Origin of the sequence: Salegentibacter sp. BLCTC, from assembly GCF_015143665.1 — a bacterium.
Classification (GTDB): Bacteria; Bacteroidota; Bacteroidia; order Flavobacteriales; family Flavobacteriaceae; genus Salegentibacter; species Salegentibacter maritimus.
The window spans coordinates 32,792-53,474 of sequence record NZ_WYEW01000002.1; the positions used below are offsets into that span (position 1 = coordinate 32,792).

Below are 20,683 nucleotides of genomic sequence, written 5' to 3' on the forward strand. Positions count from 1 at the left end.
AACCTGCCATTATTATGAGTATTACTAATCCTTTATTCATTTTCATCTATAATAAAATATTAAAATTAAACTTTTTTTACGGTAGACCTCCCCAGGTGAAAACCACTTAATTATCCAAAAATATTATTTTAAACAATAATATGAATTCACAATAATTATAATCAAGACGAGTAAAGAAGACCACTAAAACTTTCCTCCAAAACTACTTCCCAACTGAGATAGCCAAAAGAAACTTCTGACAAAAATTAGGTATTTACTCTACAAATCAACAGAGAAGTGGACTAATAATCAAAAAGAAAGGGCAGCTATCTTATTTACCGAATATCCTGAAATAGAAAAAGCTTACAAGCTAGTAAATAACCTCAGGAATATCATCAATCAAAAAAAGACAAAGGTATAGCCTTTACAAAATTAGCTCACTGGTATAAAGAAGTAGAAGAATCTGATTTTAAAAGTTTCAATACGGTAGCCAATAGCATTTACGCAAGCTATCATCCCATATTAAACTAATTTACAAACCGAAGCAACAATGCTTTTAATACCAAAATAAAAGGCTTTAGAGCGCAATGAAGAGAGGTAAGAAACACCGAATTCTTCTTATTCCGACTTGAAAAACTATTTGCTGTAAAACTCAAAAAACCAGAAAATGTTCTTGATCCAGTTTAACAAACCCAAAAAAATCAATTTAGAAAGACAAAAACTTTTTGTGCATAAAAAAAGGAAGCTTTTAACTTCCTTCTCAACTATTAAAAAGATTAAGATTTAAAACTTGTAGCCCAACCCGATACTTAGTGCATTAAATTGCGATTTAATATCAGTGTTTTGTGCTCCGGCAGCATCTCTTATATCTTTAGAAAATCTATTAGTAAGTTCAAGGCTATATTTAGCTTCTACGAAAAAATTGGAATTAATCTCATAACCAGCACCAAATGCCAGGTCTAAACCAAAAGTGTTTAGAATATCTACACCTGCAATAGAAACATCATCCAGTATAAAAGTAGCTTGTGGTCCTGCGTGAAAATAAAAACCAGAGTTATCAATATGGTACTGAGCAAGAACCGGTATTACAAGAAAATTTAATTCATCAGCACTTCCATAGTTCACAGAAGGTTGTAAATGAAAGTTTTCCGATAAAGTAAAATCCGCTAAAGCACCTATATAGAATCCAGATGAATTACCCGATGAAGAAATATTTTCTGAAGAGTTGGAAGATTTACCTTCAACATTTGTGTACCCAGCTTGAACCCCAAAATCAACTTCCTGTCCATAAGATGCCATACCTGTGGATATAGCAACTATTAAAAGTAACTTTTTTATCATATAAAATTTATTAAATATTTATGTCAAATTTAAATAAAAACCTACAATTCGTAAAGTAAATTCAAAAACATTAAAAATACTCATTTTTTTAAGCCTATTTACTGATTATTAATATATTTTAATAGAGATTGAAGAAATTATTTTCAAAACCCAGAAAATGTTTTTGATCCGATATCAAACCATATCAAATGATGTCATAAAAACAAAAAAACACTGAAAATCAATAGATTAACAGCGTTTTTATATCTTTTTAAAGAAGGTTCGTCGGGGTGGCAGGATTCGAACCTGCGGCCTCCTGCTCCCAAAGCAGGCGCGATAACCGGGCTACGCTACACCCCGAATGGTGTAAAGTTGTAGTGTAGTTTATCTCGAGCGAAATCGAAAGACTATACCCCGAAATACAATAGCTATTGCTATCCTAAACTTCAAAATTTCAACTTGCAGTGTTTATTATCCTGCAAAGCGGGTGCAAATATAAGAAAACTTATCACTCTACAAGAAAAAGTTTAGATTTTTTATATCTTAGTTAAAAACTTGCCTGTAAAGCAAGCTAAGCCAAACATAAAAACTATGATGAAACGAACTTTATTATTAGCAGGTTTAACCTTTGCATTTTTCGCCTGCGGAGAAAATCAAAAATCAGAAGAAAAAGCTGTGGTAGAAGAAGAAACAGAAAACCCCACACAAGAGAGCAATCCGGTTCCTGAAAAACAGCCTGAAGCAGTTTCTCCCGATAAAGAATATGAGCATGAGGTAGTAATTGGAGATATGTCCATTCCCTGGGGCTTCGACTTCCTGCCAGATGGGAGCATCCTTGTTACCGAAAAAGGTGGAGATTTATACCATTTTAAAAACGGAGAAAAAACAGCAATTTCCGGAGTTCCCGAAATATACAACCAGGGACAGGGCGGCTTATTGGATATTGCCCTTCACCCCGATTTTGAAAGTAATAAGTGGGTATATATCAGCTATTCGTCTGAGTCAGGCGATGGTGAAGGCGGAAACACAGCCTTAATTCGTGCTAAGCTGGAAAATAATCAATTAACCAATGGCGAAGATCTTTATAAAGGAAAACCCAATTCTACCAAAGGACAGCACTTTGGCTCAAGGATAGTCTTTGACAATGAAGGTCACTTATTTTTTACCATTGGAGATAGAGGAAACAGAGATGTAAATCCGCAGGATATTACCAGAGATGGTGGAAAAGTATACCGACTTAATTTAGACGGAAGCATTCCTTCAGACAATCCTTTTGTGGGAGAAGAAAATGCCAAAGAAGCGATTTACTCGTATGGACATAGAAATCCGCAGGGAATGATCTTTAACAAAGAAACCGGAGAAGTATGGGTAAACGAGCACGGCCCAAAAGGCGGCGATGAAATAAACGTAATAAAAGCTGGAAAAAACTATGGCTGGCCTGTAGTTACCTATGGTGAAAATTATGATGGCACCACTATTACCGAAGAAAGAACAGGGCCTAAATTCCAAAATCCGCTTACTTACTGGATTCCCTCTATTGCACCCAGCGGATTTGAAAAAGTTACTTCAGATAAATATCCAGAGCTAAAAGGAAACCTCTTAATAGGCTCTCTTAAATTTCAATACCTGGAACACATGGCTTTAGAAAATCAAAAAGTAGTTAAAAGAGAGAAATTACTGGAAGGTCTTGGAAGAATACGCGATGTTCAACAGGGTCCTGATGGGTTTATCTATGTTGCAGCCGAAGGAACAGGGATAGTGAAAATGCTACCTCTTGAAGAAACAGAATAAGTTGTTTCGTGACTAGCCCAAGCTCACATTAATCCAGGTTCTTTTACTCAAAAAAATCCTAAGACCGGGCTTAGAATTAAAAAACCATATTTATTTTTAGTTTGGGGCAAATGTTTAAATTTGCCCCAAACTTTTTTAGATGCTCATTATAGGGATTACAGGTGGAACCGGCAGCGGAAAAACTACGGTAGTAAGGCAAATTATAGACGAATTAAAAAATGAAGAAGTAGATGTTATTTCTCAAGATTCCTACTATAAAGATCTTAGCCATTTAGCCAAAGAGGAAAGGGTAAAAACCAATTTTGATCATCCCAAATCTATAGATTTTGACCTCCTGGTAGAACACCTAAAAGAACTAAAAGCGGGTAACACCATTCAGCAACCTGTTTATTCGTTTAAAGAGCATAACCGCACCAAAGAGACCCTGGAAACCCAACCTAGAAAAGTAGTAATTGTTGAAGGTATTTTAATTTTTGCTCATCCCGATATTAGAGAGATGTTCGATATTAAAATCTATGTTCACGCCGATAGTGATGAGCGGTTAATTCGCCGACTGAAACGAGATATTTCTGAACGTGGGCGCGACTTAGATGAAGTTTTATGGCGTTATCAAACTACACTAAAACCCATGCATCAGCAATTTATAGAGCCTACCAAAGAATTTGCCGATCTTATTATTCCTACCAATAAATATAATAGCGTTGCCGTTAATATTGTACAAACCATAATCAAGGAACGCTTAACCTAATTTTGTATCTTTATTCCAGAAAGCTGGAAAACCTTACAACTTGCCAGGTAAAGGCATAATCTTAATTAGTTACTGAATTTAAAAGATTTGAATTTAAAAGCTTTAAAAAACAAAAAATGGTTCAAAATTATGAGCAATAAGTATGTTTTGCTTATACTCATTTTTGGAGGCTGGATGCTTTTTTTAGATAGCAACTCCTGGTTAGTTCACAATGAACTCAACCAGGAAATAAACGAACTTGAAGAAAACAGGCAGTATTATAAAAATGAAATTGCTAAAGATAAAGCAACCATAGAACAACTTCAGGATTCAGTTGAAATGGAAAAATTTGCCAGGCAGCAGTACTATATGAAACGTCCAAATGAAGAAATATTTATAATTGAATACGACACTATTCAGGAGTAAACTACCTCGGGGCAAACCCACGAGGCATTCGTTGCAAACAATTTTTTAATTTCGAGGCAAGCCTCGGGGTATTACAGCCTTTGGCGGTGCCAGTAAAACAGATTTAATTTTCAGAAAAACCACAGCATGAAAGAATCTCTATTTCAGGAATTTAATGAAGTTTCTGCAAAAGAATGGAAGCAAAAAATACAGTTTGATTTAAAGGGGGCCGATTATCACGAGAAACTCGTATATAAATCACTTGATGGAATTCATATCAAACCTTTTTATTGCGCTGAAGATATTCAGGAAAGTGTAAAAACACCTTCACCCAAAAACTGGAATATTTGCGAACGCCTTTATGTAGTTTCTGCAGAAAAAAGCAACAACCGGGCCCGGGAAATCTTAACAAAAGGTACCGAAAGTCTTTGGTTTATTATTCCGAATGAAGAAATTGCTATTGAGGTTTTACTAAAGGAAATTAGCCTTGAAAATACACCTATTTATTTTAGCTTCAACTTTTTTTCTGAAGCATATTTCAAACGTTTGCGAACCTTTTTAAAAAACAAAAAGAATCAGGTTTTTCTTCAGCTAGATATTGTAGGAAACCTGGCCCGTTCCGGAAATTGGCATCAAAGTTTTCAAAAAGATTACGAAAGTTTGGAGCACATCTTCAGCTATTCAAAAGATTTTAAATCGGTAATAAGTATAGATACTACCTTATATCAAAATGCCGGTGCTACTATTCCGCAGCAATTGGCCTATGCCCTTTCCCACGTAAACGAATATTTGAACCCTTTTCAGGAAAATCTAAATTTAAAAGGATTTCAACCGCAATTTTTAACGGCTTCAGGCCCAAATTATTTTTTTGAAATCGCTAAACTAAAAGCTTTAAGATGGCTTTATGCCACTTTAGCTTCCGAATATAAAATTCCGGAAAACTGTCATATCCTGGCACAACCCACCAAAAGAAATAAAACGCTGTACGACTTTAATGTAAATCTTCTTAGAACCACTACCGAAAGTATGAGTGCAGTGCTAGGAGGTGCCAATGCGATTTATAATATTCCTTATGATGCCATTTATCATAAAAATAATGAGTTTGGAGACCGAATAGCCCGAAATCAATTATTGGTAATGAAACATGAGGCCTATCTCAATAAAGTTGCCAATGCTGCCGAAGGGGCTTACTATATAGAAAGCCTCACCAAACAGTTTGCAGAAATGGCACTGGACATTTTTAAGGAAATTGAAAAGAACGGTGGATTTTTAAAACAATTAAAAGAAGGCATTATTCAGCGAAAAATTAAAGAAAGTGCTAAAAAAGAACAGGAACAATTTGATAAGGGAGAATTGGTCTTAATAGGTACCAATAAATTTGAAAATACCCAGGACAGTATGAAAGATGAACTGGAATTATATCCTTTTTTAAAGCAAAATCCGCGTAAAACTTTAATTGAACCTATCCTGGAAAGAAGATTAAGTGAGCAAATTGAGCAGGAAAGAATAAACAAGGAAAAGGCCGAATAATTAAAAAAAGAGCAATGCAAAGAAAAGAGCTTCAACATATAAAACTTAGAGTGCCAGCACCTGGAAATGAGCAAAAGGAAGATAAAAACAACACCTATAAAACCCCGGAAGAAATAAATTTGCAGCCTTCTTATTCAAAAGAAGATATTAAAGACTTAAACCATTTAAATTTTGCAGCAGGTATTCCACCCTATTTACGAGGACCATACAGTACAATGTATGTGAGCCGGCCCTGGACTATTCGCCAATATGCCGGATTTTCTACTGCCGAGGAAAGCAATGCTTTTTACCGAAGAAACCTTGCTGCGGGACAAAAAGGATTATCGGTGGCTTTTGATTTGCCCACCCACCGCGGTTATGATAGCGATCACGAACGTGTGGTTGGCGATGTTGGTAAAGCCGGGGTAGCCATAGACTCTGTTGAGGATATGAAGATACTTTTTAATCAAATTCCACTAGACAAAATGTCGGTCTCCATGACTATGAACGGCGCAGTTTTACCCATTTTAGCCTTTTATATTGTAGCTGCCGAAGAACAGGGCGTAAAACCAGAACAGCTTTCAGGAACCATACAAAATGATATTTTAAAGGAGTTTATGGTTAGAAATACTTATATCTACCCTCCTACTCCTTCTATGAAGATTATTTCAGATATTTTTGAATACACTTCTCAAAATATGCCGAAATTCAATAGTATTAGTATTTCTGGCTACCATATGCAGGAGGCCGGTGCTACTTGTGATATTGAACTCGCCTATACGTTGGCCGACGGATTGGAATATATTCGAAAAGGCCTGGAAGCAGGTATGGATATAGATAGTTTTGCCCCCCGACTTTCCTTTTTTTGGGGAATTGGAATGAACCACTTTATGGAAATCGCCAAAATGCGCGCGGCAAGAATGCTTTGGGCAAAACTTGTAAAGCAATTCAATCCTAAAAACCCTAAATCGCTTTCACTTAGAACGCATTCTCAAACCAGCGGCTGGAGTTTAACCGAACAGGATCCTTTTAATAATGTTGCTAGAACTTGCATTGAAGCCGCAGCAGCAGCTTTTGGAGGAACCCAAAGTTTACACACCAATGCTTTAGATGAAGCCATTGCCCTACCAACCGATTTTTCTGCTAGAATAGCCAGAAATACGCAGTTACACCTTCAACAGGAAACAAAAATTACCAAAACAGTAGATCCCTGGGCGGGTAGTTATTATGTTGAAAAACTTACTGATGAAATCGCTGAAAAAGCCTGGAAATTAATAGAAGAAGTTGAAGAATTGGGCGGAATGACCAAAGCCATTGAAGCAGGAATTCCGAAAATGCGTATTGAAGAAGCTGCGGCTAAAAAGCAAGCCAGGATAGACAGCGAAACAGATATTATTGTTGGCACCAATAAATACCGTCTTGACAAAGAAGATGAACTGGTTACTTTAGAGGTAGATAACCAAACCGTAAGAAAACAACAGATAGCACGCCTTGAAAAAATAAAAAAAGAAAGAGATAACAAAAGGTGTACTGATGCACTAAATGACCTAACTGAATGCGCCAAAAAAGAAAATGAAAATTTGCTTAGCTTAGCAGTAGAAGCGGCAAGACATCGAGCTACTTTAGGCGAGATTAGCGATGCGCTAGAAGAGGTGTATGGCAGGCATAAAGCGAAAGTACAAACCTTTAGCGGTGTATATTCTAAAGAGATGAAAGAAAACACTTCGTTTAAAAAGGCCAGGGAACTGGCCAATAAATTTGCGGAACAGGACGGGAGAAGACCCAGAATTTTAATCGCAAAAATGGGTCAGGATGGTCACGACCGTGGTGCAAAAGTAGTAGCCACCGGTTATGCCGATCTTGGCTTTGATGTAGATATTGGGCCACTGTTTCAAACCCCAAAAGAAGCAGCTAAACAAGCTGTGGAGAACGATGTGCATATACTTGGAGTTTCCTCTCTGGCAGCCGGGCATAAAACCCTGGTGCCACAGGTTTTGGAAGAACTAAAAAACCTGGGGAGAGAAGATATTATGGTAATTGTAGGTGGAGTAATTCCGTCTCAGGATTATAAATATTTATTTGATGCCGGTGCCGTGGCCGTTTTCGGACCTGGAACAAAGATTAGTGATGCGGCTATTCAACTTTTAGAAATTTTAATTGAAGAGTAAAATAAGTAAAACCGACAACTGAAAACCGATAACCGATAACTAAAAAAATTATGGATTTTAATAAAAAAATGCTCAGGGACGATGCTTTAAAAGGTAAAACTATAATTGTAACCGGGGGAGGTAGTGGTCTTGGAAAAGCAATGACCAAATACTTTATGGAACTTGGCGCAAGTGTTGCCATTACCTCAAGAAACCTTGAAAAACTTCAAAATACCGCCAAACAACTTGAAGAGGAAACAGGTGGCAAATGCCTTGCTGTGCAATGCGATGTTAGGCATTATGAGCAGGTGGAGAATATGCGCGACGAAGTTTTAAAAGAATTTGGAAGCGTAGATGTGTTGCTAAACAATGCGGCAGGGAATTTTATTTCCCCAACCGAAAGGTTAAGTGCCAACGCTTTTGATACAATTATCGATATTGTACTTAAAGGAAGTAAAAATTGTACTATGGCCCTTGGAAAACATTGGATAGATGCAAAGCAAAAAGACAAAACGGTACTTAATATTGTTACCACCTATGCCTGGACCGGTTCTGCCTATGTTGTACCAAGTGCCACGGCAAAAGCCGGAGTATTGGCCATGACGCGTTCTTTGGCCGTAGAATGGGCAAAATATGGGATTAGGTTTAATGCCATTGCCCCCGGCCCCTTCCCTACCAAAGGCGCCTGGGACAGATTACTGCCCGGTGATTTAAAAGATAAGTTTGATCTCTCTAAAAAAGTACCACTAAAACGTGTGGGAGAACACCAGGAGTTGGCCAACCTTGCTGCTTATTTGGTTTCAGATTTTTCAGCTTATGTAAATGGCGAGGTAATTACCATAGACGGAGGCGAATGGCTTAAAGGTGCCGGCCAGTTTAATTTACTGGAAGCAATTCCGGAGGAAATGTGGGACCAATTAGAGGCAATGATAAAGGCTAAAAAGGGAAGCTAAACCTTGTTGTTACAACCCTTACTTCAACTAAACATATATAATTTAAAACCGATTGTTAAGCTTTTATGGCAATAATCGGTTTTTTATGTATAAGCTGTTAACAAAATCATTTTATAAACCTGTAATAAATTGTATTTTTACCCTTCAAAAATCATAAAGACTTAATGGGTAAAATCATTGCTATTGCAAACCAAAAGGGAGGAGTGGGCAAAACCACTACCTCGGTAAACCTGGCCGCTGCGCTTGGAGTACTTGAAAAGAAAGTATTGTTAATAGATGCAGACCCACAGGCCAATGCAACTTCCGGATTGGGAATTGACGTGGAAGAGGTTCAGTTGGGTACCTATCAGCTTTTCGAAAATTCAATAGCTCCTAAAGAATGTATTCAAAAAACAAGCTCTCCAAACCTGGATATTATCCCTGCACATATAGACCTTGTTGCCATTGAAATTGAATTGGTAGATCAGGATGCAAGGGAATCTATGCTAAAAGAGGCGATTACTCCATTAAAAGAGCTTTACGATTTTATACTCATTGATTGTGCCCCTTCCCTGGGCCTATTAACCCTAAATGCCTTAACCGCTTCAGATGCTGTGGTTATCCCAATACAATGTGAGTATTTTGCCTTAGAAGGTTTAGGAAAATTACTAAACACGATTAAAAGTGTTCAAAAAATCCATAACAATAAATTAGACATTGAAGGCCTGCTACTCACTATGTACGATTCTCGTTTAAGATTATCCAACCAGGTAGTAGAAGAAGTACAGAAGCATTTTGGCGAGATGGTTTTTGATACAATCATTCAAAGAAATGTGCGTTTAAGTGAAGCCCCAAGTTATGGTGAAAGCATTATTAATTATGATGCGGGCAGCAAAGGAGCCAGCAATTATTTAAGCCTGGCACATGAAATTATAAAGAAAAACTCGTAGAAGATGGCGAAGGCGACCAAAAAACAAGCTTTAGGACGTGGACTTTCGGCTTTACTGAAAGATCCGCAAAACGATATACAATCGGCAGAAGACAAAAACGCCGATAAACTGGTAGGGCATATTGTAGAATTGGATTTAAAATCTATAGAAGTAAATCCATTTCAACCCAGAACCAGTTTTAACGAAGATAGCCTTAAAGAATTGGCTACTTCTATAAACGAACTTGGTGTAATTCAACCAATTACCGTAAGAAAACTGGATTTCGACAAATACCAGCTAGTTTCGGGAGAAAGACGTTACAGGGCTTCAAAATTGGTAGGGCTAAAAACTATTCCTGCCTATATAAGAATTGCCAACGACCAGGAATCTTTAGAAATGGCCCTGGTTGAAAATATTCAGCGCCAGGACCTGGATCCCATTGAAATTTCGCTATCCTACCAACGATTAATAGACGAAATAAACCTTACTCAAGAGCAATTAAGTGAACGCATTGGGAAAAATAGGTCTACTATTGCCAACTACTTACGGCTTTTAAAGTTAGACCCAATTATTCAAACGGGCATGCGAGATGGTTTTATGAGTATGGGGCACGGCCGCGCACTTATTAATGTTAGTGATCCGCAAAAACAATTAGAGATTTACGAAAAAATTCTTCAAAAATCCTTATCGGTTAGGGAAACTGAGCAATTGGTACGAGAAGTAAACGAAGGTTCAAAAGCTTCAAAAACTGCCAGGAAAACAGCTGCAGTTCCTACTTCCTACAAAAAAGGAATCAAAGAGTTTTCAGAGTATTTAGGTACAAAAGTAGATGTAAAAGTGACTAAAAAAGGTTCGGGAAAACTCAGTATTCCTTTTTCTTCCGAAGAAGATTTTATTCGCTTAAAAAAACTTATTCAGGGTGAAGACTAATCGGGTTTTATCAGTTCTATTTTTCTTGTTGTTCGTTTGTAAACTTGCAGCACAAAAAGACTCTTTAAGCCTTGAAAATACTGAAATAAAGGATAGTATTTCAAAAGAAAAAGACTATAAACCTTATAATGCCCTGGCACCGGCCAAAGCAGCATTTTATTCCGCGATTTTACCCGGATTAGGGCAAGCCTACAATGGTCGTTACTGGAAAATACCTATTGCCTATGCGGGACTTGGAGTTGGTGTTTATTTTTACATTAACAACGATAAGGAATGGAACCGTTACCGCGATGCCTACAAGGATCGACTTGCCGGAAGAGAGGATGAATTTGGAGATAGAATTAGTACCGAAGCTCTTGTTAGGGCCCAGGAATTCTATAGGCGGAATAAAGAAATTTCATTATTGGTAATTGCAGGAGTGTATGTTTTAAACATAATAGATGCCAATGTAGATGCACACTTACAACAATTTAATGTTAGTGAAGATTTAAGTCTAAAACCCAACATGCAATACGATAACTTTACAGGAAAGTCTAAATACGGAATCTCCTTAAATTTTAAATTTTAAATAAATAGCTTTAAAAAATACAAATGAAAATAGCACTATTAGGATACGGAAAAATGGGTAAGACCATAGAAGAAATAGCAGTAAATCGTGATCACGAGATTGTTTTAAAGCTGGAAGATGATATCGACAATTTTGAGCTGGATAAAATGGATATAGATGTTGCTATAGATTTTAGTATTCCTAAAGCCGCCTTTAAAAATATTACGACTTGTTTTAAAAATAATATTCCGGTAGTTTGCGGTACAACGGGCTGGCTAGACGATTACGAAAAAGCGGTAGAGCTTTGTAAAAAGGAAAATTCTGCATTTATATATGCTTCTAACTTTAGTGTAGGTGTGAACCTCTTCTTTGAGCTTAATAGAAAGTTGGCTAAAATAATGAACGGTATGAGCGATTATGCGGTTGAAATTGAAGAAATTCACCATACCGAAAAACAAGATGCCCCCAGCGGAACAGCCATTAGCCTGGCCCAGCAAATTATAGCTGAAAACGACCAAAAGAATAATTGGCAGCTAGACCACGCTGAAGCTGATGAAATACCTATTAAAGCCAAAAGAATTGAAAATGTTCCAGGTACACATACGGTATCTTACGCATCTGAAATAGATACCATAGAAATTATGCACACTGCTAAATCCCGCCAGGGTTTTGCCCTTGGCGCCGTAGTCGCCGCCGAGTGGATTAAAGGAAAAAAAGGTGTTTTCTCTATGAAAGACGTTCTTTCAGATCAACTTAAATAGGCTCTAAGCATTAAAATACCTTAACAAAAACAATATTCCCAATACAGGAAAATATAAAATGTTCATTTCTTAGTAACAATTTCCAAGTAATGTTACTAATATAGCAAAGAATAAAAATATGACGTTTACACAATGGTTTCTGTTTTTTCTGCTAGTGCAGGTTATTCACTTTGCAGGTACCTGGAAACTTTATAAAAAAGCCGGAAGACAAGCCTGGGAGGCCGCTATCCCCGTTTATAATGCCGTAGTGCTTATGAAAATCATTAACCGACCCTGGTGGTGGGTTATCCTTCTTTTTATCCCTATTGTAAACCTAATCATGTTTCCGGTAGTTTGGGTTGAAACCATTAGAAGTTTTGGCCGCCATAGTACTACCGACACCCTACTGGCTGTTTTTACCCTCGGTTTTTACATCTATTATATAAATTACGCTACCGATGCAACTTATATTGAAGACCGCAGCCTAAAACCCAGAACAGCTGCCGGGGAATGGATAAGTTCTATACTCTTTGCAGTAATTGCGGCTACTATTGTGCATACCTATGTAATGCAACCTTTTACTATCCCAACTTCTTCTTTAGAGAAAACCTTATTGGTTGGAGACTTTTTGTTTGTAAGTAAGTTTCATTACGGTGCAAGACTACCCAAAACCGCGGTGGCTTTCCCCATGGTACACGATACTATTCCCGTTTTAGGAGTAAAATCTTACTTAACAAAACCTCAAATTCCATATTTAAGATTACCAGGCTTTGAAGATATAGAACGTAATGATATTGTTGTCTTCAACTGGCCGGTAGATACGGTAAACGCTTTTCAGCAATATGGTGATGGCAAATATTATTACAAACCCATAGATAAGAAATCTAATTATGTAAAACGTGCGGTTGGACTTCCGGGAGATTCTTTACAGGTAAGTGAAGGCAAAGTATTTATAAATAACAAGCCATTACAACTTCCCGGCCGTGCAAAACCTCAATATACTTATTACGGTACTACCAACGGCCAGGGCTTTAATCCCAGATATTTATATGAAGAATATGACGTGACCGATGGTTATTATCACGATTCCAATACCAATCAATTCTATATAGCGGCTTTAACCGAAGCAGCCTATAACCGAATTAAAAATCACCCCAACGTTACCAGCATTCAAAAATATTCAGATTCCCTGGGTGCTAAAAATCCGAGTATATTTCCTAATGATGGAAAGTTAAGCTGGAATAACGACCATATGGGACCAATCTATATCCCAAAAGAGGGTGTAACAGTAGATATTACTTCCGAATCTATGCCGTTTTACAAACGTATTATAGAAACCTATGAAGGGAGCGAAATGGGTATTAATAACACGCTAAGCCTTAACGGCACACAGGTATTATTAAATGGGCAGCCGCTAGATTCTTACACATTTAAACAAAATTATTACTGGATGATGGGTGATAACCGCCATAACAGTGAAGATAGCCGCACCTGGGGCTTTGTACCCGAAAATCATGTAGTAGGAAAACCTGTTTTTGTGTGGATGAGTTGGGATGCCAATGCACAGGGCTTCTTTAATAAAATTAGATGGGATCGTGTTTTCACCACTGTAAAAGGTGATGCCACCCCTACTTCTTATTTACCATACTTTCTTATTTTTGTAGTTATTATTATTGCCTTTAATTATTTTAAAAAACGCCGGAAAAACGCTTAATTTAAATCAATAATATCTGGCATTATAAATTGGATATTTTACTTATATTCAATACTGGCATAAGAATTTTAAAGTTAGATGAAAGAAATATTATTACATCCGGCCTACTTTGGGCCGGTTTGTCAATTTATAGCCCTGGCAAAAGCCGATAAGGTTTGTTTTGAAAACGAAGACAATTACCAGAAGCAAACCTATAGAAACAGAATGTATATCTATGACTCTAATGGGAAATTGCTGCTTAATATTCCAATTAAACACCGTTCTGCTTTAACAGGGCAGCCCAAGGAAGCCGGAAAGCACCAGTTATATAAAGAAGTACGAATTGAGAACGATTTTGATTGGCAGAAACAACATTGGCGAGCCCTAAAAGCTTCTTATCAAACTTCCCCTTTTTTCGAATTTTACGAAGATGAAATTTACCCTCTTTATCACAAGAAGTTCAATTACTTGCTTGACTTTAATTATGCCTGTTTAGAATTTGCCACGGAAGCACTTCAACTGGATTTTGATATCAATAAAACTTCAGAGTACATTTTTAATCCTAAAGATAAAGAAGACCTAAGAAACCTGATTAACGCCAAAGTAAAACCTAAGTTCGAGCACGAACATTACACCCAGGTTTTTCAGGAAAAGCATGGTTTTTTACCAAATCTTAGCATTTTAGACCTAATTTTTAACGAAGGGCCAAACAGCTTAAATTTTCTCGAGGCACAAGAAATTACATTTTAATACGCGTCATTATAGGATAATGGTCTGAGAATTCATTTTTAAAACGCTTGTAAGCATTAATTTGAATTTCGGTATCAATAAACATAAAGTCTATACGCAACGGAAAATAACTTAATTTAAAGGTTTGTCCAAAACCTTCGCCGGCTTCCAGGAAAGCATCTGTAAACCTCTCCTCGTCATTAATTATATCATAGATATAAGAAAAAGCCGTATTATTAAAGTCGCCGGCAATAATTGTTTTATACGAAGATTCCTTTACACTCTCCAACATCATTTCGGCCTGCTCCTGTTGCAAACTAAAGCCATGTCCTATTCTACCCAACAACTTTTTTGAATCTTCTTTCCGAAGGTCGTCAATTTCAGGCTTCACATTTAAAGATTGAAAATGCACATTATAAATACGCAGCGTATCTGCTTTTACAAGAAGATCGGTATAAATGGCATTATTATTTCCATCGTGTGGAAAACCAATTGATTCCCGCTTAAGGATTGGGAATTTTGAAAAAATCGCAGAACCAAATTCAGAATTCTCCCCTTTTCTATGCACAAAATGATATGGATAGATTTCCTTTAAATTAGTCTCGTCTACGGTATGTTCCTGGGTAAGAAGAATATCAGGGTCGTTTTCTTTAATAAACCCTGTTATTTTTTCAGGAATATCTTTTTCTTCGGTCCAGCCATAATTATTAAATAGCCTAACATTATAGCTCATAATACTTATTTCTTCTTCTGAAGATTGAGTATTGCTACTAAACTGATAAAGACTGGAAACATAGTTATAACCAACAAGCAACACGATAAAAGACAATAAAAATTGTCTTTTTAACCGAATAACCCAGTAAATTAAAAAAACGAGGTTCACCAGAATTAAAACAGGAACTCCCAGGCTTAATACCGAGAGCAACGGAAAAGATTTCGGAGGAATAAATGCCAGGAGATAAGAAAGCAATAAAGCAGTCCCGGCTAAAGCATTACAGATAAAAATAATCTTATCCAGAAACCCAAGCTTTCTCATTTAATCTTCTTTACCCGCTTTAAACAAAAAATCTTTTTCGCTTTTACTTAAGCTGTCATAACCACTTTTACTTATTTTATCTAGAATGGCATCAATCTGTTTCTGCTTCTCATCTTTATCCAATTTTTGGGAGGAAGTAGCTTTATGTTGTTTGGTAGCCGTTTTTCTATTGGTATTTTTCCTATATACCGTTTTCATTTTGGCTTTGCGTTCACTTGGTTTAAACAAAGACACTAAACTATCCATTATTTTTTCAAACCAGGAACCAATATCATTGCCCTTTTGTAACTGTTTAGTGTACACATACCCCAATGCCGCACCCCCCAGGTGTGCCAAATGCCCCCCGGCATTGCTCATTGGAATTTGAATAATATCCAAAAGCACTAAAAAAGCAGCGATATACCAAAACTTTATACTTCCTATTAAAAGAAGCCTCACCCTCATATTAGGAATATAAGTTGCTATCCCTACCAGGACTGCCATTACCCCGGCCGAAGCACCTATTAAATAAGAGCGCCCCATAGATTGAAAAGCAGGGAATAAGTTATAGCTTAACATATATACCAAAGCCCCCATAATAACACCTAGAAAAAAATAATTAAGCAGGCGTTTAGGCGAAAAATAGTTAAGAAAATATATTCCTGAAAAGTATAAGATTAGCATGTTAGAGAGAATGTGCCAAATCCCACCATGCAAAAAAGCATAGGTAATAATAGACCAGGGTTTAAAAATGAATTCTCCCGGTTCCTTCGGAAAAACAAACCACTCCAATAAAAAGTCTGAAGGCAACTGAAACAAGAAAGCGATAGTTCTAAACAAGAAGAACAAGAAGAAAACCAATACATTAATAGCGATTAGTTTTTCAACAACCGTAGCGGTTTGCAACTTGTATCTTATTTTATCAGAGCCTTTCATTTAATCCCAGCGGTTTTGATTAAACTGGTTTTTCTTCCAGTACCACATCATTATAAATCCAAATAAAGCACCTCCTACGTGGGCAAAGTGAGCTATACCTCCACCAAATAAAGAATAGCCCGTAAATCCTGAAAACAAATCGATTAAAATAAGTACAGGAATAAAGTATTTTGCTTTAACAGGTACCGGTACAAATAACAAAAATAATTCAACATTGGGAAACATCATTCCAAAAGCGACCAGAATACCATAAATAGCCCCCGAAGCTCCAACAGCCGGAGTATTAACACTTTGATAAAGACTTTGCAATGTTTCTTTAGGTACCGAATCCAGGATAGCAGTAGAATACTCTCCTGTTTTAAGTAGTTGCTCTACGCTCCCCATACTCATTCCAGCATCTAACAAAGCATTATAACCGGTTTTAAACTCTATATAATTCACCAGTGTATGCAAAAATGCAGCACCCAATCCTGCCGAAAAATAAAAGAATATAAATCGCTTTTGTCCCAACATTTGTTCAATAGGACCTCCAAAAGCCCATAATGCATACATATTAAAAATAATATGCATCAGGCTCCCGTGCATAAACATATGGGTTACAAATTGCCAGGGCATAAAATTCCCGTTCTCAAAAAACCAGAGTGCGAATAATTGATAGGCATAGTCGCCCAGAAACTGGCTTCCAACAAAGAAAATAATGTTGATGATTAAAAGTACTTTTACAGTCTCGGTAATTCTTCCCATTTACATAAATTTTTTATCCAGCTCGTCTACCGTTAAAGTAACGAAAACCGATCTGTTAGACGGGCTTAACCCTGGTTCTTTACAAGCAAACAACCTGTTAACGATATGTTGCTGCTCGGTATTGTTTAAAAGTGTTCCAGATTTTACCGCCATCCCTTTTGCCAGCGATTTTGCTAGCAAATCGGTTTGAGAAAAACCATTATCGGGTACATCATTTTCAAAATCGGCAATAAGCTGCTCCAGTAAAATTTCTACTTCACTTTCTGAAATTAAAGTAGGAATACCTACAATTTCTACGGAATCGGTTTTTACCTCAGAAAATACAAATCCGGTTTGCTCCAGAGAATCTTTTAATTGTTTTATTATCTCAACTTCGTGCGTATTAAACTGAAGCTTAAGCGGAAACAATAATTGCTGGCTTACCGCAGCTGAAACGGTTATATTCTTTAGCATTTCTTCATACAAAATCCTGGTATGCGCCCGGTGTTGATCTATAACTAAGATTCCGCTCTTAAGCGTACTTACAATATATTTTTTGTGTAGCTGAAAGGTAGACTTTTCCTCTGTATCTTCAGAAGGCTGGAATAAATTCCCGGTTACTTCTTCACTCTCAAACTCTATCTCCCTAAAATTAGTATCCTGTTTAGGAATTTCTTCAGTTTGCAAGCCAGCATATAAGCTCTCCCAACTTTCTCTACGTTCTTTTTTAAAATTTGAGGAATAAGAATTAGAGCTTGTTTTATGGGTCCTTGCATTTTCTTCCTGAAAAGGATTAAAGTTACGATCTACTTCTACCTGTGGCACCTCGGCCGATTTATTTTTATAATCGTAAGGTGTATCCAGGTTTGCATCCCTATCGAAATCTAAAATAGGAGCTACATTAAATTGTCCCAGGCTATGTTTAATAGCACTTCTTAATATAGCATAAAGCGCATGTTCATCGTCAAACTTAATTTCAGTTTTAGTAGGATGAATGTTAATATCAATACTTTTAGGATCAACATTTAAGAAAAGAAAATAGCTGGGATAAGATTTATCTTTTAAAAGTCCTTCGAAAGCAGCTACTACAGCATGATTCAAATAAGGACTTTTTATAAAGCGATTATTTACAAAAAAGAATTGTTCTCCCCGGGATTTTTTAGCAAACTCAGGTTTCCCCACAAACCCCGAAATTTCTACAATTTCTGTCTCCTCGGTTACCGGCACCAGTTTTTCGTTGGTCTTACCACCAAAAATGTTGGTAATTCGCTGCCTATAATTTGTACCCGGAAGCTGAAAAAGTTCACTTCCATTATGAAATAGAGAGAAAGCAATTTGCGGATGTGCTAAAGCTACCCTTTGAAATTCATCTATAATATGCCTGGTTTCCACCGCGTCTGATTTCAGGAAATTTCTCCTGGCCGGAATATTATAAAAAAGGTTCTTTACACTCACCGAAGTTCCTTTTGGGCATACACAAACGTCCTGCCCGGCCACTTTACTTCCTTCCACTTTAATTTGTGTTCCTACCTCATCGGCTTCGGTCTTTGTCTTTAGCTCTACGTGGGCAATCGCTGCGATAGAAGCAAGTGCTTCTCCTCTAAAACCTTTAGTTTGCAAACTAAAAAGATCCTCAGCTGCCTTAATTTTTGAAGTAGCGTGACGTTCAAAACACATTCTGGCATCGGTTAGGCTCATCCCCTTCCCATCATCAACAACCTGTATAAGGGTTTTACCTGCATCTTTTATAACCACCTGGATATTCCCAGAACCTGCATCAATGGCATTCTCCACTAGCTCTTTAATTACTGAAGCAGGCCTTTGCACCACTTCCCCCGCAGCAATTTGATTCGCTACATGGTCTGGTAAAAGTTGAATTATATCTGTCATTTAAGGATTATTGGAAAAGATGGACAGATCAAAATCTATTATCCATAAGAAAATTAAAACGAGTACCATAATTATAATAAGCAAGCGCTTATTAATCTCCCGGTTGCCGCGAGTTCTACTTGATTTACGCGCTTCAGCCCATTGAGAACCAAAATCTATAGCGTTAGTAGCTTCTTTGTACTTACTGAATTTTGAATCAAAATCATAAATATTCCCTGTATCCTTACCCTTATAATAACGCGGGGTATAATTATAACGGGCATTTTTTCTCGGTTTATAAATTTTGATCTTCAAAATATGCTGATTTTCTATGGTAGTTCAAATTTACTCAAATTGCTTCAAAAAAACGAAACAACGAGCTTAAAAAGAAATCAACAAGAATAATGCCGATAAAGCCTATATCCTAATATTTGGCATCCTGACGCAATTTCGCCATTTTAATGGCCGCAATGGCAGCCTCAGTACCTTTATTACCGTGTTTCCCACCACTTCTATCTATGGCCTGCTGCATGTTTTGATCGGTTAGCACACAAAAAATAATTGGGGTATCGGTTTGTATATTAAGATCTTTTATTCCCTGGGTAACACCTTCACAAACAAAGTCAAAATGTTTGGTTTCTCCTTCTATTACGCTTCCAATAGCAATAATAGCATCAAGCATATCAAAGGTTTCCTGCATTTTTTTACAGCCGTAAATAAGCTCAAAACTACCGGGAACATTCCAGCGAACAATTTTTTTAGGGGTTACGTTGTTTTCAATTAGCGCATTGTAAGCACCATTATAAAGACCTTCGGTAATCTGTTCATTCCATTCTGAAACAACAATCCCGATACGAAAATCACTCGCATCGGGAAGTTTGTCTTTATCGTATTCTGAAAGGTTATTTCCTGCTGTAGCCATACATTATTGTTTTGCAGCACGAGCCTGCCCCATATAGACAGATACCTGTTCAGCTTCAGGAGCTTCAGGGTACTCATCTTTTATTTGCTGAAGATACCCTTCAGCATCAGCGGCCTGCCCTAATTCTAAAGCGGTAATTGCTGCTTTTAATAAAAATTTTGGTGTTGTAAATTCGTTAGATCTCATAGAAGCTGCTTTCTCATAATAGTCTAAAGCTTCTTCCGGTTGCTCTAATTGCATAAATGCATCGCCAATTCCTCCGGTAGCCAAAGCTGCCAAAACTTCATCATCACTATTAAAATCTTCAAGGTAATTAATAGCTTCCTGGTAATTCCCGGTATTCAAGTAAGCAAAACCAGCATTATAAGTTGCAAGGTTTGCAGCATCTGTACTTCCGTAGTTATCAATAATATCAATAAAACCGTATTTCCCTTCACCTCCATTTAAAGATAGAGTGAAAAGCGAATCACGCTCAGCTCCGGAAGCATTTAGAGCAGATGCAAAATAGTTTTGCGCCTGCGCCATTTCATTGGCGGCTTCTTCCTGTTTTGGCTCACTTATAAAACGTTCGTAACCAAGGTAACCCAAAACGGCTACTATTGCTACGCCCACAATAATATAGATATAATTTTGATTCTCTGCTACCCAGGTTTCGGTCCTACCCGCACCTTCGTCTAGCGTATTAAATACTTCAGCAGTTGTAGATTCTTCTTCCACATGCTTCTGCTGTTCTTCTTTATTAGATGGTTTATATCCCTTTTTCTTATAAGTTGCCATAAAAACTGTTTAATGCGTGGCAAAAATATGATTTTTATTCAAAATTAAAAGGGAAATTATTTG

21 protein-coding genes and 1 tRNA gene are annotated in these 20,683 nt (G+C 37.1%); 13 read left to right on the forward strand and 9 right to left on the reverse strand.

Annotated elements, in window-relative coordinates; all coding sequences use genetic code 11:
- The first annotated feature begins 244 nt into the window (after window positions 1-244).
- On the forward strand, window positions 245-400 hold the full coding sequence (locus tag GUB10_RS15930; protein ID WP_370591069.1) for a transposase: 156 nt from the start codon (window positions 245-247) through the stop codon (window positions 398-400).
- Between the two features lie 362 nt (window positions 401-762).
- Here the strand turns inward: GUB10_RS15930 and GUB10_RS02265 are convergent, their stop codons facing one another.
- Window positions 763-1,320: an outer membrane beta-barrel protein gene (locus tag GUB10_RS02265; protein ID WP_193709817.1), complete on the reverse strand. Its 558-nt coding sequence runs from the start codon at window positions 1,318-1,320 to the stop codon at window positions 763-765.
- A 264-nt stretch (window positions 1,321-1,584) separates the two neighbouring features.
- A tRNA-Pro gene (locus tag GUB10_RS02270) sits at window positions 1,585-1,659 on the reverse strand.
- Between the two features lie 234 nt (window positions 1,660-1,893).
- On the opposite strand from GUB10_RS02270, the gene GUB10_RS02275 reads away from it, so the two are divergent.
- The 12 genes from GUB10_RS02275 (at window position 1,894) to GUB10_RS02330 (ending at window position 14,399) form a co-directional block, all read left to right on the forward strand.
- A complete protein-coding gene (locus GUB10_RS02275) occupies window positions 1,894-3,090 on the forward strand; it encodes a PQQ-dependent sugar dehydrogenase (protein ID WP_193710013.1) in 1,197 nt (398 codons plus the stop codon).
- Window positions 3,091-3,229: 139 nt separating this feature from the next.
- Window positions 3,230-3,838, forward strand: a complete 609-nt coding sequence (gene udk / locus GUB10_RS02280; RefSeq protein ID WP_193709818.1) for a uridine kinase — start codon at window positions 3,230-3,232, stop codon at window positions 3,836-3,838.
- An 87-nt stretch (window positions 3,839-3,925) separates the two neighbouring features.
- The gene (locus GUB10_RS02285; RefSeq protein ID WP_193709819.1) at window positions 3,926-4,243 is read left to right on the forward strand and encodes a septum formation initiator family protein; all 318 of its coding nucleotides are present in this window, start codon (window positions 3,926-3,928) and stop codon (window positions 4,241-4,243) included.
- Between the two features lie 126 nt (window positions 4,244-4,369).
- Window positions 4,370-5,752, forward strand: a complete 1,383-nt coding sequence (locus GUB10_RS02290; protein ID WP_193709820.1) for a methylmalonyl-CoA mutase subunit beta — start codon at window positions 4,370-4,372, stop codon at window positions 5,750-5,752.
- Between the two features lie 14 nt (window positions 5,753-5,766).
- Entirely contained in the window at window positions 5,767-7,899 is a 2,133-nt protein-coding gene (scpA, locus tag GUB10_RS02295; RefSeq protein WP_193709821.1) for a methylmalonyl-CoA mutase, read from the forward strand.
- Between the two features lie 50 nt (window positions 7,900-7,949).
- The gene (locus tag GUB10_RS02300; protein ID WP_193709822.1) at window positions 7,950-8,831 is read left to right on the forward strand and encodes an SDR family oxidoreductase; all 882 of its coding nucleotides are present in this window, start codon (window positions 7,950-7,952) and stop codon (window positions 8,829-8,831) included.
- Window positions 8,832-8,995: 164 nt separating this feature from the next.
- Entirely contained in the window at window positions 8,996-9,760 is a 765-nt protein-coding gene (locus tag GUB10_RS02305; protein ID WP_193709823.1) for a ParA family protein, read from the forward strand.
- A 3-nt stretch (window positions 9,761-9,763) separates the two neighbouring features.
- Window positions 9,764-10,669, forward strand: coding sequence for a ParB/RepB/Spo0J family partition protein (locus tag GUB10_RS02310; RefSeq protein WP_193709824.1), 906 nt, complete (start codon window positions 9,764-9,766; stop codon window positions 10,667-10,669).
- Window positions 10,659-11,237 carry a DUF5683 domain-containing protein gene (locus tag GUB10_RS02315; RefSeq protein ID WP_193709825.1) on the forward strand — a complete coding sequence of 193 codons (579 nt, stop codon included), beginning with the start codon at window positions 10,659-10,661 and terminating at the stop codon, window positions 11,235-11,237. The genes GUB10_RS02310 and GUB10_RS02315 overlap by 11 nt, the downstream gene beginning before the upstream one ends.
- Window positions 11,238-11,260: 23 nt before the next feature.
- On the forward strand, window positions 11,261-11,977 hold the full coding sequence (gene dapB / locus GUB10_RS02320; protein ID WP_193709826.1) for a 4-hydroxy-tetrahydrodipicolinate reductase: 717 nt from the start codon (window positions 11,261-11,263) through the stop codon (window positions 11,975-11,977).
- Window positions 11,978-12,095: 118 nt separating this feature from the next.
- A complete protein-coding gene (gene lepB, locus GUB10_RS02325) occupies window positions 12,096-13,670 on the forward strand; it encodes a signal peptidase I (RefSeq protein WP_193709827.1) in 1,575 nt (524 codons plus the stop codon).
- Between the two features lie 78 nt (window positions 13,671-13,748).
- Window positions 13,749-14,399, forward strand: a complete 651-nt coding sequence (locus GUB10_RS02330) for a WbqC family protein (protein WP_193709828.1) — start codon at window positions 13,749-13,751, stop codon at window positions 14,397-14,399.
- Here the strand turns inward: GUB10_RS02330 and GUB10_RS02335 are convergent.
- The 7 genes from GUB10_RS02335 to GUB10_RS02365 form a co-directional block, all read right to left on the reverse strand.
- Window positions 14,389-15,414: an endonuclease/exonuclease/phosphatase family protein gene (locus GUB10_RS02335; protein WP_193709829.1), complete on the reverse strand. Its 1,026-nt coding sequence runs from the start codon at window positions 15,412-15,414 to the stop codon at window positions 14,389-14,391. The two genes, GUB10_RS02330 and GUB10_RS02335, sit on opposite strands and share 11 nt — an antisense overlap.
- Window positions 15,415-16,329, reverse strand: coding sequence for a rhomboid family intramembrane serine protease (locus tag GUB10_RS02340; protein ID WP_193709830.1), 915 nt, complete (start codon window positions 16,327-16,329; stop codon window positions 15,415-15,417).
- A complete protein-coding gene (locus tag GUB10_RS02345) occupies window positions 16,330-17,073 on the reverse strand; it encodes a rhomboid family intramembrane serine protease (protein WP_193709831.1) in 744 nt (247 codons plus the stop codon).
- On the reverse strand, window positions 17,074-18,942 hold the full coding sequence (gene mutL / locus GUB10_RS02350; protein ID WP_193709832.1) for a DNA mismatch repair endonuclease MutL: 1,869 nt from the start codon (window positions 18,940-18,942) through the stop codon (window positions 17,074-17,076). It abuts the gene before it with no gap.
- Complete coding sequence (locus GUB10_RS02355; protein ID WP_193709833.1) at window positions 18,943-19,236, reverse strand: hypothetical protein; 294 nt, start codon at window positions 19,234-19,236, stop codon at window positions 18,943-18,945.
- 109 nt (window positions 19,237-19,345) lie between these two features.
- On the reverse strand, window positions 19,346-19,843 hold the full coding sequence (ribH, locus tag GUB10_RS02360; RefSeq protein WP_193709834.1) for a 6,7-dimethyl-8-ribityllumazine synthase: 498 nt from the start codon (window positions 19,841-19,843) through the stop codon (window positions 19,346-19,348).
- Window positions 19,844-19,846: 3 nt separating this feature from the next.
- Entirely contained in the window at window positions 19,847-20,620 is a 774-nt protein-coding gene (locus tag GUB10_RS02365; protein WP_193709835.1) for a tol-pal system YbgF family protein, read from the reverse strand.
- Between the last annotated feature and the right edge of the window lie 63 nt (window positions 20,621-20,683).